This window comes from Pedobacter rhodius (assembly GCF_027213645.1).
In the GTDB taxonomy this organism is placed as follows: Bacteria; Bacteroidota; Bacteroidia; order Sphingobacteriales; family Sphingobacteriaceae; genus Pedobacter; species Pedobacter rhodius.
The window spans coordinates 455,999-469,711 of sequence record NZ_JAPWGL010000002.1 but is presented as its reverse complement, the minus strand read 5'-3'; the positions used below and the strand labels follow the sequence as shown (position 1 = coordinate 469,711).

Below are 13,713 nucleotides of genomic sequence, written 5' to 3'. Positions count from 1 at the left end.
GTGCAAGCTAGCTCAGGATGGAAATTTTTTTTAACCTAGCGGTTGGTGTCTCACCGACCGAAATGTTAAGCCTGCGGCACCATAAGTGTTCGGAAGAGTTGAAACATCACTTAATACCTTAATCAAAAACAATTATTGAGTTTAAATCATTAAAAACCAATAATCTATCGGTTAGTGTCTCACCAACGTCAATCTTAAATTGACGTTCCCTTAACTCGTCATCCGATAGTTATCGGATGCGAAGCTGATTCTTCATTAGCTTTGGCAATCGATTTCTCACCAACCAAAATCTTATTTAAACTGTTTCGTGAAACATAATCATCAGACCGCATCTTCATTAAGTAGTTATGATTAATTGGTTTTTAAAAGTTCAAAATCTTTCCAAACTCAAAATTTGTTCTTTATATTTTGCAGGGAGCAATAAATTTCTCAAATGCCTGCTTATTTTATACTTTCTCGATGCTTTATATATCCAAAGGGTAAAACCTATCCGTTTTCCTTTTTTTAACCGAAGTAATTTGCCTACTTCAGCCGGTACTAGAAGGCCTTGCACCCCCGTCATCAGTGAAAACCTGTACCAACCTAAATGCTTTTGGTATTGTTTAAACAGATCTTCCGAAAAGTGACTATAAATCAGGTTCTGCTGTAATTGTTGTTTATGCATTATTTGCCAATCCTTAAATCCGGTTGGTAACCCCTTTATTTTCATTCTTACGCCAACCTTAAAAAAAGTATTAAATATTTCCTCTTTTTCTGTTAAAGTAAGCCTTCTTTCTAAAACTCAAAAGCGCGGATAGAATAATTAATTAGCATAAACAGAACATCTCTGTAGGCCCAGTCCGGAATTTCGGTTTTTCTTGCGGCTTCAATCTGTTTATGTATCGTCGCGATTTGATCTATCGACTGGTTGGCTTCATCCAATGTTGAAAAAACTATTCTTTGCGCGTAAACAACTGTCGAAAATAATCTTCCCAGCGGATCTTTTGGGAGTTTACCGGTAAAGTATAACCAATCAACGGCTTTATTTAAGCTAAATTCCGCTGCGGCACCGGCAAAAATAAAAAGCACGGTATCGGTACTTCCCCATATTTTTCTAACTACGGAAGAGTTATTTACAAAATTCATGGTTAACAATTCGTTTCCAAAGCTTCAATTTTTTTTATGTCTCTAAGGCACAGAATCAGCGGAATAATTCCGAATAGTCCGAAAGAGCAATCGATTATTTGCCAAAATAGTGGGATTTGACGGATGTTTCCGGCAATTAGTGCCAACGGGATAACTGATAAGCAGCAAATTATACCGAACTGGATAATCCATTTATTTTTTTTAGGATCTTTTAGCACTCCGATAAAAAGAATAGCCAGCATAATATGAGCAAAAGCTAACCAATCTGTACCATAATTTAAAAAAGGATAATCTACATTGGTGCTTTTTAGAGCCTGATAAACAGTTAAAAACCATACTTGAAGTGCGACAGGAAAGGTTTCATTGTGTTTAACCAGGAAAGCAATTTCTGTTTCCAGTGGAAATGCGGTTAATCCACTCACTGCCAATCCAATGATTATGATAGCGATGTAAGTTTTAGAACGTAGTCTTAATTTTTGGTCTAGCGTAACCATATGAAATAATTAATTTATTTTTTTAAAAGTACTTTGTTTTGCAAAGTAAAATATAAATCATCATTTTCAAAAATTATTTTGAATTTACCGCATTGGTTTTTTCATATTTGGTTTCTATATATAAAATTCCAAATTAATTGGGCTATAAATTTTTGAGTTGATTCGACAGTTCTTAACGAAGCAGATATGGCTTTTTTTCGGAAATCGGTTAAAAGAAAGAATATTAATAAAATAATTCCTATTTCTGTATGATTAATGAGTAAAAATTTTAATTTTGTGTATTAATGGAAAAGCGCAAAACAGATCTTAAAACATTTTTAACCCGGGTTAAGCAGCTTAGAGGATTTGGAGATATGGATGCTTATAAAGCGGCAGCTGATTTCAAAAAAATATCAGAAAATGATGCAGATGAAAGTATTTCTAATATCATTAAAGACTTTTCAGACATATCAACATATGATAAGGGTAAAAGCGCACTGATTAATAAAATCGAATCTGAATTAAAGAAAACCAAAAACTCAATTTAAATTCCTGTTATAATTTAATTTTCCAGTCAGGTTAGCAGGTGTTTTTTCAGAATATATTGAGTTTATCTGATTTTACCGTGTTAAAGCCCTTTAATTCCTCTTCAAATAGAATCTATAGTAGAAATATTTCAGCTTAAGTGCAGTACTTTAACATTAGCTGGAACAACTCACCGGATCAATACTTTTTGAGAAAATTTACGCAACGTTGATTTTAATTATCGTCATTTAAAAAAATATAATTCTGCTATCTTAGTCGCCTGTTATTAAGATAAAACTTTTGTTTTTATCTTCTAGCTTATCAATTATGAAAATAACAAAACCAATTTTAGCTTTTACAATTTTAAGGCTGAGTATTTTTTTTGTAAATAACGCAGCCTTTGCCGCCCAGCCAGCTGAATTAAAGTGTGAGTACCTGGTCAGGCCTATTGGTGTTGATAATCCAAAACCGCGTCTTTCCTGGTTAATGAACGATAACAGACAAGGTGCGTTCCAGCAAGCTTATCGTATATCTGTTGGCACTGATTCTGTTCAATTGCTAAACAAAACAAGTATTTATTGGGATTCAGGCAAAGTCAGATCTTCCAATAATTTAATAACTTATAATGGATCGGCTCTTCGTCCTTTTACTAAGTATTACTGGCGACTTGAGCTTTGGGACAAAGATGGTAAACCGGTAAAGATTGTATCATCGAATTTTGAAATGGGGGTGATGCTAACAGAAAATTGGAAAGGCACGTGGATTAGCGATAGAAATGATATAAATATACTGCCTGCTCCTTATTTCAGAAAGGTTTTTCAACCGGCCAAACCGGTTAAATCAGCAAGGGCATACCTGGCAGCAGCAGGTTTATATGAATTATATTTAAATGGCAAAAAGGTTGGTAATCACCGCCTTGATCCAATGTACACCCGCTTTGACAGGAGGAACTTATATGTAAGTTATGATGTTACTGCTTACATTAAACAGGGGAATAATGCGGTTGGTGTTCTACTCGGAAATGGCTGGTATAACCATCAATCTTTAGCGGTTTGGAATTTCGATAAGGCACCCTGGCGGGCGCGGCCCACGTTCTGTTTTGATTTAAGAATAACTTATTCAGATGGTACTGTCGAAATTATTAAATCAGGTTCAGATTGGAAAACAAGCTTAGGGCCGATTATTTCCAACAGCATTTACACCGCCGAGCATTACGATGCCCGTTTAGAACAAAAAGGCTGGAATACTGCAGATTTTGAGGATTCAAAATGGCATGGTGTAACATTAAGGGCTGCTCCATCAAAAAATATTGTAGCACAGGTGATGCATCCAATTACAAACGCCGAAGAAATTACCGTGAAAACCATGCGCAAATTCGATGACACCACTTATGTTTTTGATTTGGGGAGAAACATCGCAGGTGTAAGCAAAATAAAGGTTAAAGGTGAAAAGGGAACGGTAATTCATTTAAGGCATGCAGAACGTTTGTATGCTAACGGCCATACTGATATGTCAAATATAGATGTTTACCATAGGCCAAAAGATAAATCAGATCCCTTTCAAACGGATATATTTATTTTAAAAGGCGAAGGTGAAGAAGAATTTATGCCGCTGTTTAATTATAAAGGTTTTCAATATATTGAAGTAAACAGTTCTGCACCAATAAATCTGACTGAAAAAAGTTTGGTTGGATACTTTATGCATAGTAACGTACCTTCTGTAGGTCAAATTTCTTCATCCAGTACGCTTGTAAATAAGTTGTGGTGGGCTACGAATAATTCTTACCTATCTAATCTGTACGGATTTCCTACAGATTGTCCGCAAAGAGAGAAAAATGGCTGGACAGGCGACGGTCATTTTGCAATAGAAACGGGGCTTTATAATTTTGACGGGATTACGATTTATGAAAAATGGATGGCCGACCATCGGGATGAACAACAACCGAACGGTGTTTTACCAGATATTATTCCCACAGGAGGCTGGGGATATGGTACCGCAAATGGCACCGACTGGACCAGTACAATAGCCATTATTCCATGGAATATTTATATGTTTTATGGGGATAGTAAACTGTTGAAAGATAATTACCGGAGCATCAAAAGTTATGTAGACTATGTTGAAGGAACAAGTAAAAATTATTTAACAACTTTCGGGAGAGGAGATTGGGTTCCAGTTAAATCGACCTCAGATTTGGAGTACACTTCGTCAATTTATTTCTATATTGATGCTGATATTTTGGCGAAAGCTGCTAAACTTTTCGGTAATCAAAATGATTACTTACAATATCGCGCTCTTGCTGAAAAAATTAAACAGGCAATAAACGCTAAATTTTTTAATAAAGCTACAGGTATTTATGGTACAGGCATTCAAACTGAACTCTCGATGGCGTTACAATGGAATATAGTTCCCGAGGAATCGAGACAAATTGTTGCCGATAACCTGGCTGCACGGGTAAAGGCAGATGGAATGCATATCGATGTTGGTGTATTGGGCGCAAAATCGGTTTTAAATGCCCTGAGCGACAACGGTCATAGTAATATGGCCTATAAATTGGCAACTCAGGATACCTACCCGGGATGGGGCTGGTGGATTGTAAACGGGGCAACCACTTTACACGAAAACTGGGACATTAACGCAACCAGAGACATTTCAGATAACCATATGATGTTTGGTGAAATCGGTGCCTGGTTTTTTAAAGGAATTGCCGGAATCAAAATTGATGAACAACATCCGGGATTTAAAAACATTTTGTTACGGCCTCATTTCGTTGACGGATTAACACATTTTGAAGCATCTTATAAAGGGCCCCATGGTCAGATTTTATCATCATGGAAAAAAACAGCTAACAAAATCAGCTATCATGTTATTATTCCGGCAAATTCAACTGCAAGTGTCGAAATCCCGGTTATCGCAGGGAAAAAAGCTTATCTTAACGGTAAGGCAATTAATAATCAAATTGATGTTAGGGCCGGCGAATTTACATTCGAAATAAAATAATTCCATTTGATTTATATAACATTACAGGCATACAAATCAGGACGAATTTTAATATTTTTAACTAAATTCTTTAACTGACAAGATTTTTTCAATATTTAAAACCTTTACCATCATCATTTTTTAACTTTGATGCAAATTATTTTATATGTCATTTAACCATATTCCGGATAATGAAGCCAGTAATATGGAATGGAACGCCTTTAAAAAAGGGGATTGGGAAGCATATAAACAACTCTACAATAGTCATTTTAAAATATTAAATAACTATGGCTATAAATTTACACGGGATAGCAGTATGATTGAAGATGCGGTACACGACTTATTTGTAAACCTCTGGAATAAAAGAGAACAGTTGGCAAATCCCGTTTCCGTTAAAAATTATTTGTACAAATCACTCCGGAATCTTTTATTCAGGAAGCTGGATAAGCAACAAAGATTTGTAAATATAGAATCTGATGAGGATTACCCATTTAATTTCGAAGTTTCTTTTGATACAATTTTAATTGAGAATGAGTCGGAAAAAGCTTTGCAAAGAAAAATAAAAGAAGCTGTACAAAGTTTACCGGCAAGGCAACAGGAAATCATCTATCTGAAGTTCTACGAAAACCTGAGCTACGAGGAAATCGCTGATATTATGAACTTGAATATAAATTCTGCGTATAAACTGCTCTATAAAGCGGTCGGTAAACTTCAGGAAAAAATAAAACATTCCGATTTGTTAATTATTTTGTGTCTCACGCTATCAGAAAGCGCGATTTCAAAAATAAATTAATTTTTTTTCAAAAAGGAAGGGATAATTTATTGGGGTCTGTGTATATAGGAGATATAACATCTTTCTCCTATGGATTTTTTAAAATATATTAATTACAGTTTTGAAGATTTTCTAAATGATGATGCATTTTTGCAATTCGTTAATGAGCAAAAAAAATCAGATTTAGCGGCTTGGAATAAATTTAAAACAGACTATCCGCAGCGAACTAAAATTGCTGAAACTGCATTTAATGCCATCATAACTTACCGTACGCAGGATACATTTTTCAATGAAAGTGCACAAGCTAAAGTATTCGATAGAATTACTTCAACAATTTCCAATCAGAAGCAATCCCGAAAAATAATTAAATTTCCGCTTTTTCTTAAAGTGGCTGCGGCATTTACAGTCATATTCTTATCTGTATTTATCTATAATAATTTCATTAATAAAGAAATCCGGGAAACAGATTTTGGAAAAATAAGAACAGTTGTCTTGCCTGATGGATCTGAGGTAACGCTAAACGGAAATTCTAAAATTACCTATGCTAAAAATTTTAATAAAGGAATCAGAGAAGTTTGGATTGACGGTGAAGCACTCTTTAAAGTTAAACACCTTAATATAGATACAAATAACATCAAACCTGAAGAGAAGTTTATCGTTCATTGCAGCGATATAAACATCGAGGTTTTAGGTACAGTTTTTAACGTTAGAAACAGACATGAGAAAACTAGTGTAGGCTTATTAAGCGGGAAAATCCGCATTGATTATAAAGACTTAACTAAAGTTAAGAAACAGTTTATCATGGCGCCAGGCGATTTTGTAAAACATGGGGAAGGAAACAACTTAATCCACCAAAAACTTGAGGATCCGGAGCGTTTAACTGCCTGGACAACTCGTCAACTGGTATTTAAAAATGCAACGCTGGAAGACATCAGTCTTGTTTTGACAGATGATTTAGGATATCATGTTAACATTGACGAAAAATTAAGTAAGCAGAAAATAGAAGGAGAGATCAGTGTAAATGATGTTAATGACCTCATTCGAATATTAAAAACAACCTTACACCTTAACATAGAAACTGAAAATAAAAACATTACCATTAAAGAATAATCCTGTTATTGAATTTAAGCGCTTAAAGTCAATAACAAACAAATCAACTAAATAAACCAATTTAACTAAACAAATTATGAGATTACTCTACTTTAGCAGGGCAGTTAAATACTGTTGCCTTACTATGCTGTTCAGTGCATGCGCCTTTTTTTGCTCTGCTCAGCTAATGGCCAGAAATATGACCCGTTCCAAACAGGTTAAAGTACCCCAATTAGCAACTGAAGTTAAAATTTCGTTAAAAAATGCAATTGAACTTATTAAAAATAAGTTTGATATTAAAATCGCCTATAAAGAAGGTATACTTGAAAATAAATTAACAAATGTCAGCCAGTCGCAAATTATGTCGGTTGCTGATGCAACCACAGCTTTAACATTGAGCTTGAATGGTTTATTGCTGGATTTTAACAAAATCAGCGATTCGCAGTATGTTATTGTTGATACAAGAAGTGGAAATCGTGCCGATGTTATCAAAGGAACGGTTTTATCAGCAAACGATAATACGCCGCTTATTGGTGCAACGGTATATATAAAAGGTACTAAAACGGGTTCTTCAACCGATGCACAAGGTCAGTTTAGCATCACAATTCCGGCAAATTTAAAAGGGCAGGCAATTGTGTTAACCATTGCCTCGGTTGGTTACGAAAGTCTGGATTTACCAGTTTCGGACATCAATGCGCCGGTTTCAATTAAACTCAAAGAAAGCAACAGCAACTTAAATGAGGTAGTTGTTACCGCTTTGGGTATTAAAAAAGAGAGTAAATCGTTGGGTTATGCGATAACTGAAGTAAAAGGTTCTGAATTTACACAGGCAAGGGAAAATAATATTGCCAATGCCCTAACCGGTAAGGTTGCGGGTGTTAATGCAACCGGTTTGTCAACAGGACCAGGCGGTTCCAGCAGGGTAATTATTCGGGGTAACACCTCATTTAACGGAAACAACCAGCCACTTTATGTTGTAAATGGAATGCCGATTGACAATACAGTGCCGGGCGGAAGTGCTACAACAAACGGAATAACGACAAATGTGGATAGAGGTGATGGTATTTCAAGTATAAATCCTGATGATATTGAAACCATTACCGTTTTAAAAGGTGGCGCTGCGGCGGCCTTATATGGTTCCCGTGCAAGTAATGGTGTTATCTTAATTACGACTAAAAAAGGTGTTAAACAACGTGGAATAGGTATAGATTATAATTCTACCTATACAATTGAAAATGCAATTAACGATAACGATTACCAGTACGAATACGGACAAGGATTAGGAGGGGTAAAACCTTTAACAAAAAATGATGCGATAGCAACAGGTCGTCTTTCGTTCGGCGCTAAAATAGATGGTTCTGATTATGTGGCGGCCGATGGTTTAACACATCCTTACAGTGCCGTTACCAATAATATCCAAAATTTCTATTCAACCGGTACAAATTTTACCAATACAATTGCTTTCTCTGGTGGTACTGATGGAATTGTATATCGTTTATCATTGGCAGATTTAGATAGTAAAGGTATACTCTCGAGTACTAAATTTAAACGTCAAACGGCTAATTTAAACATCAATGCTAAAATAAGCGATAAAATCAGGGTTGAAGGTTTGGCACAATATAACTTGGAAAGGGGATATGGAAGGACATCGGCAGGTGATGCATTAGGTAATCCGAACTGGACACCTTATGAGGTTGCAAACACAGTTGATGTGAGGTGGTTGGCGCCTGGTTATGATGCTGCAGGCAACCAAACACCATGGAATGATGCCGGCATTGCAACCAATGGTTATTTTGTAATGAACAAATATGTACAAAATGATACCAAAAACCGTTTTATCGGACAAGGGTCGATTACATATGATGTGGTGAAAAATTTCTCTTTAAAAGGCGTTATCAGCCGCGATTTTTACAATTACGATTATGTAAATATTTTGCCAACCGGCGATATCTATATTCCTAACGGAGAATATGCAGCAATTAAATCTGATGTGTCAGAAACCAATGCTTTATTAACCGGAAACTATAAAACGCGTATTGCACAAAAATTTGGTATTTCGATACTGGGTGGAGCGAACAGCAGAAGGTTTGTAAATAAGCAGTTGAATATGAACGGTTCTAATTTTACCATTCCTTATTTCTATAGTTATTCAAATCTTGCTACCGCCACTACAACACCAACAACTTCCAGATCCAGGATTAATTCTGTATTTGGTTCAGCGGATTTCGATTATAAGAGTATATTATTCTTAACCTATACCGCAAGGAACGATTGGTTTTCTACATTAAGTCCTGAAAACAACAGTATTTTGTATCAGAGTCTTGGCGGTAGTTTTGTGGTATCTGATGCATTTAAATTGCCTTCATCTATTGATATTTTCAGATTAAAAGGTTCATGGGCAGAAGTAGGTGGTGGTGAAGCAGACCCATACAAAATTAATTTATCCTATAGTAATGTACCAAGTTCCGGTTTACCATTGCAAAATGTAACCACCAACAATATCACAAATCCAAATTTAAAACCATATACCATGACAACCTATGAAGGTGGTTTTGAATTGAAAATGTTTAAAGGCAGATTAGGTTTGGATTTTACAGCCTATACCCGAAAAACCACAAATGATATTTTGAACGCAGCTATTTCTTCAACTTCAGGTTATAGCAATGCTGTACTTAATGTTGGTGAGTTGCAGAATAAGGGTATTGAGTTCTTATTAACCGGCAGCCCGGTTTCAGGAGAAAAATTCGGATGGAACATCAGCTATAACATCGCTTATAATAAGAGTAAAGTAATTAAACTTGTGGATGGTACAAATACTTTCCAGGTTGCAAACTCGGTTGGTAACTGGGGTTATATTAACCAGACCGTTGGCAGTTCTTACGGAACAATTGTAGGTACCAGGATGCTGCGAAATGCGGCCGGACAAATTGTATACAATTCAACAACAAACCGCCCGGTTGCTACAGGTTTACAGGAACTTGGAGATGGCGTGCCACCTTTAACAATGGGCTTAAATCAGGATTTCAGATTTGGCAACTTTACCTTTAGCTTCCTGCTTGACGGTAAATTCGGTAATAAGATTTTATCTATAAAAGAAGTTTACGCAACCCGTTTGGGCTTGCTGAAAAGTACTTTACCTGGTCGCGAAAATGGTTTAACATTAACGGGTGTTGATCAGGCCGGAAATCCTTATTCGGCAGTAATCCCGGTAAGTAATTTACGTGCTTACTATAACGACTTGAGGGCCTATTCTGAACTATTTGTTCACGATGGAAGTTTTATAAAACTACGCCAGGCAATTTTATCGTATAATATTCCTGTTAAAGATTTTAAACTTGTTAAAATACAATCTGCCAGTTTATCTTTTGTAGCAAGAAATATTCTTACGCTATACAAAAAAACGGATAATTTTGATCCGGAATCGAGTTTTACCAATGGTAATGCACAAGGTTTTGAATCGATTGGATTACCAAGAACACGCACTTTCGGTATGAACTTAATGGTTAAATTCTAAAGCTTTAATAATGAAAAAATATTCAAATAAATATAAAGCAGCTATTTGCATGTTATGGTTAAGTGTAATCTTAGCTTCATGCACAAAAGATTTTCAGGAAATTAATACGAACCCTGAAGCGTCCACGACCATACAACCGGCTTATGTTTTCACAAAAGCGCTTTATGATGGTGCAAAAAACAACCTGAATTTATTACTTGGAACCATGCAATACACCACCAGTTTTAATGATGTAGCAGGTTTTGGTTCCAAATATGTTTCCAGTCAAAGTCAGCAGTCGGCAGCAGTGTTTAATAACGCTTATCCAAATGAAATTAATGAACTTGCGCTGGTAATCAATGCGGTTAAAGCCGACCCGGAAAAAGTAAATTTATTGGCTACGGCCCGTATCTGGAAAGCGTATTGCTTTAGCCGGCTTACAGATTTATATGGCGATGTTCCATATTCAGAAGCTGCTCAGGGATATACGGCTACAAACTTTAAACCTGCTTATGATGCACAAAGAAACATCTATCTGGATTTATTAAAAGAATTGGATGAATCAGCATCAAGCTTAAATGCTTCAAAGGCCACTTTTGGCGCAGCAGATCTGGTTTACGCAGGTAATACGGTTAAATGGAAGAAATTTGCCTATTCATTAATGCTTCGTTTAGGCATGAGAATGACTAAAGTAGATGCGGCGCTGGCTGAAACATGGGTTAAAAAAGCAATTGCTGGCGGGGTCATTACAGATGATGCCGATATTGCTAAAATTTCTTATTTAAGCGCAGGTCAGGACATCAATAAAAATCCAATCGCCTTAGCATTATGGAACAGCGATTACATCAAAGCAGACGGAAACAGCAATGCTGAAGGTGGAAAATATCAGGATACGTTTATTACATATATGAAAAATAATAAAGACCCTCGATTAGGGATTTTATCTGTCGTATATGTTAATGGTGTAGCGGATACATCTGCTGCTATTCAAAAAGGAATGCCTGCAACATTAAATGCAAAACCGGCAAATTTTGTTACCTATTCAGAACCTAATCAGAAAACTGTTCTTGCATTGGGTGGTGCGAAACTTATTTTTACAACGGCTGAAACAAATTTTCTTTTGTCTGAGGCAGTTTTACGTGGCTGGTATACCGGTAATGCATCCACATTATATGAGGCAGGTATAAAAGCAGCCATGAAACAATGGGCAATTATTTCACCTACTGATGGTGTTATAAGCGATTTACAAATCAATACATACATAAAATATCACCCGCTGAATGCCGCAGGAACTTTAGATAATAAATTACAACAAATTTATACTGAATTCTGGTTAGCCTTATTCCCTGATGCACAGGAAGTATTTGCGAGCTATCGCAGAACCGGATATCCGGCGCTGGTTCCGGTCGTTTATGTTGGAAATGCAACCGGAGGGAAGATTTTCAGAAGGATGCTTTATCCGCTTTCAGAACAAAATTTAAATGCCGCATCACTTGCAGCAGCAATTGCCCGTCAAGGTCCGGATGATTTCCTGACCCGTATCTGGTGGGACAAATTGTAATAATTAATTTTTCAGAATCCTGCAGTGCATGAATTTGCACTGCGGGATTAATTTTATTTGCCTGATGATATACCGAATACTTATTTTATGCCTGTTCTTTGGCACCACTGCTTCAGCACAAAAAAATGACGTTGTTGAAGATGAAACTTCCAGTACCTACAATTTAAACAAGCCTGAACGCGAAGAATGGCTCAGAAATACCGGAGCCGGTTTGTTTATTCATTTTAATGTCGATGCGCAATTAGGAATTGTAATCAGTCATTCACTGGTTGGTGCTTCTGACGATTACACAGAACGTTATTTCCGGGATTTGCCAAAAACATTCAATCCCTCTTCATTCAATCCAAAAGAAATCGCTGAACTTGCTAAGCTTGCAGGTATGAAATACATTGTTTTTACTACAAAACATCATGCCGGTTTTTGCTTTTGGGATACTAAAACCACAGATTTTAAAATTACCAATACCCCATATAAAAAAGACTTACTTAAAGAATTTGTAAATGCTACCCGGGAAGCCGGATTAGATGTTGGTTTTTATTTTTCTCCTGAAGATTTCAACTTTCTTTACAAGCACAAAATACCTATCAGCAGGAATATTACTAATCTCGACGCCAAAACGACTAAGGAATATGCAGAATATAACCGTAAACAAACGGAAGAATTGATGCAAAACTATGGTAAAATTGATGTTTTGTTTATCGATGGCGACCCTAAAGAAACCGTTAAGGAAACGGCATGGAAAATGCAACCCAATATTTTGATAACCCGTGGTGCCATTTTAACGCCTGAACAAACTTTACCAGGTGCGAAAATTACGCAGCCATGGTTATCTCCCGTAACGATTGGCACTGCATGGCAATATCAGCCTACAAACGAACGCTATAAATCTGGTTCACAATTAATTGAATTGCTTATTGAAGCCAGGTCTAAGGGTGGCTCTCTTTTATTAAATGTCGGGCCGAAACCGAATGGTCTGTTGGCTGAAGAACAGGAAGACCGGTTACGTGAAATGGCTGGCTGGTATTACATTAACCATGAAGCAATGGATGATGTACGGAGCTGGGTCGTGAGCAAAGAAGAAAATATTTACTTTACCAAAAAAGATCCTGGTGTTTTATTTGCAATTGTTATGGATTCCAAAGATTGGAAAGAAGGAGAACGCAGAACTTTTCTATTACATTCCGTAAAATCATCTGCCAATACCAATGTCAGTGTTTTAGGCCAGAACAGCAAAATTATAGAGTACAAACCTAATTTAGATGTCTCCTGCAAATTTAAGCAAACAGAAAATGGGCTGGAAGTGTCCGTTGTTAAGGCACAACGCATTTACGATGATCACCGTTGGCCAAATCCTGTTGTTATAAAACTTGAAAATGTAAGTCCTGTTTTTGAAGAAGCAGCGATGGTCCAAACCAATAATTTCAGGCTGGTTTCCGGGGCAGTAGAAATGAATGCTAAAATTCTTAATTATAAAGATATTAAACCAAAACGCGCGAGATTTTATTACCGTCCATATCGCGGTCAGGTAGAAACACTCTATGCTGAACCCTGGAAAATGACGCCTTGGCTGCCGATTAAGCCGGACGGAACTTTTATTGGTACCGTAAAATTAACAAAGGGTGCTTATGAATATAAAGCGGTAGCAGAACAGCAAAACGTTGTTATAGAAGGCGAAAATAAAGTTTTAAGCTTACCTTAG

Annotated in this window: 10 protein-coding genes; 7 read left to right on the top strand and 3 right to left on the bottom strand. The window is 36.5% G+C overall.

Translation table 11 applies throughout. From position 1 onward, the window contains the following. Positions 1-370: 370 nt before the first annotated feature. The 3 genes from O0931_RS07545 to O0931_RS07535 all read right to left on the bottom strand — a co-directional run bounded on the left by O0931_RS07545 (position 371) and on the right by O0931_RS07535 (position 1,619). Positions 371-664 carry a hypothetical protein gene (locus O0931_RS07545; protein ID WP_269414953.1) on the bottom strand — a complete coding sequence of 98 codons (294 nt, stop codon included), beginning with the start codon at positions 662-664 and terminating at the stop codon, positions 371-373. 110 nt (positions 665-774) lie between these two features. Further along, positions 775-1,125 (bottom strand): oxygenase MpaB family protein, encoded by a 351-nt coding sequence (locus tag O0931_RS07540; RefSeq protein WP_269414952.1) that lies wholly within the window; start codon positions 1,123-1,125, stop codon positions 775-777. A 2-nt stretch (positions 1,126-1,127) separates the two neighbouring features. After that, positions 1,128-1,619: a hypothetical protein gene (locus O0931_RS07535; RefSeq protein ID WP_269414951.1), complete on the bottom strand. Its 492-nt coding sequence runs from the start codon at positions 1,617-1,619 to the stop codon at positions 1,128-1,130. A 284-nt stretch (positions 1,620-1,903) separates the two neighbouring features. Between O0931_RS07535 and O0931_RS07530 the strand changes: the two genes are divergently transcribed. From O0931_RS07530 to O0931_RS07500, 7 genes are all read left to right on the top strand, one after another. Further along, positions 1,904-2,146: a hypothetical protein gene (locus tag O0931_RS07530; RefSeq protein WP_269414950.1), complete on the top strand. Its 243-nt coding sequence runs from the start codon at positions 1,904-1,906 to the stop codon at positions 2,144-2,146. A gap of 304 nt (positions 2,147-2,450) precedes the next feature. Then, positions 2,451-5,120, top strand: a complete 2,670-nt coding sequence (locus O0931_RS07525; protein ID WP_269414949.1) for an alpha-L-rhamnosidase — start codon at positions 2,451-2,453, stop codon at positions 5,118-5,120. 145 nt (positions 5,121-5,265) lie between these two features. Beyond that, positions 5,266-5,892 (top strand): RNA polymerase sigma factor, encoded by a 627-nt coding sequence (locus O0931_RS07520; RefSeq protein ID WP_269414948.1) that lies wholly within the window; start codon positions 5,266-5,268, stop codon positions 5,890-5,892. A 69-nt stretch (positions 5,893-5,961) separates the two neighbouring features. Next, entirely contained in the window at positions 5,962-6,981 is a 1,020-nt protein-coding gene (locus O0931_RS07515) for a FecR family protein (RefSeq protein ID WP_269414947.1), read from the top strand. A 76-nt stretch (positions 6,982-7,057) separates the two neighbouring features. After that, positions 7,058-10,474: a SusC/RagA family TonB-linked outer membrane protein gene (locus tag O0931_RS07510; protein ID WP_269414946.1), complete on the top strand. Its 3,417-nt coding sequence runs from the start codon at positions 7,058-7,060 to the stop codon at positions 10,472-10,474. A 10-nt stretch (positions 10,475-10,484) separates the two neighbouring features. After that, positions 10,485-12,014 (top strand): SusD/RagB family nutrient-binding outer membrane lipoprotein, encoded by a 1,530-nt coding sequence (locus tag O0931_RS07505; RefSeq protein ID WP_269414945.1) that lies wholly within the window; start codon positions 10,485-10,487, stop codon positions 12,012-12,014. Between the two features lie 64 nt (positions 12,015-12,078). After that, positions 12,079-13,713, top strand: a complete 1,635-nt coding sequence (locus O0931_RS07500) for an alpha-L-fucosidase (RefSeq protein ID WP_269414944.1) — start codon at positions 12,079-12,081, stop codon at positions 13,711-13,713.

Excerpts from the sequence above, each read along its gene's own strand:
- O0931_RS07510 (WP_269414946.1), top strand. The coding sequence starts at position 7,058 with ATGAGATTACTCTACTTTAGCAGGGCAGTTAAATACTGTTGCCTTACT.
- O0931_RS07520 (WP_269414948.1), top strand. The coding sequence starts at position 5,266 with ATGTCATTTAACCATATTCCGGATAATGAAGCCAGTAATATGGAATGG.
- O0931_RS07540 (WP_269414952.1), bottom strand. The coding sequence starts at position 1,125 with ATGAATTTTGTAAATAACTCTTCCGTAGTTAGAAAAATATGGGGAAGT.
- O0931_RS07500 (WP_269414944.1), top strand. The coding sequence starts at position 12,079 with ATGATATACCGAATACTTATTTTATGCCTGTTCTTTGGCACCACTGCT.
- O0931_RS07505 (WP_269414945.1), top strand. The coding sequence starts at position 10,485 with ATGAAAAAATATTCAAATAAATATAAAGCAGCTATTTGCATGTTATGG.
- O0931_RS07530 (WP_269414950.1), top strand. The coding sequence starts at position 1,904 with ATGGAAAAGCGCAAAACAGATCTTAAAACATTTTTAACCCGGGTTAAG.
- O0931_RS07515 (WP_269414947.1), top strand. The coding sequence starts at position 5,962 with ATGGATTTTTTAAAATATATTAATTACAGTTTTGAAGATTTTCTAAAT.
- O0931_RS07535 (WP_269414951.1), bottom strand. The coding sequence starts at position 1,619 with ATGGTTACGCTAGACCAAAAATTAAGACTACGTTCTAAAACTTACATC.
- O0931_RS07525 (WP_269414949.1), top strand. The coding sequence starts at position 2,451 with ATGAAAATAACAAAACCAATTTTAGCTTTTACAATTTTAAGGCTGAGT.
- O0931_RS07545 (WP_269414953.1), bottom strand. The coding sequence starts at position 664 with ATGCATAAACAACAATTACAGCAGAACCTGATTTATAGTCACTTTTCG.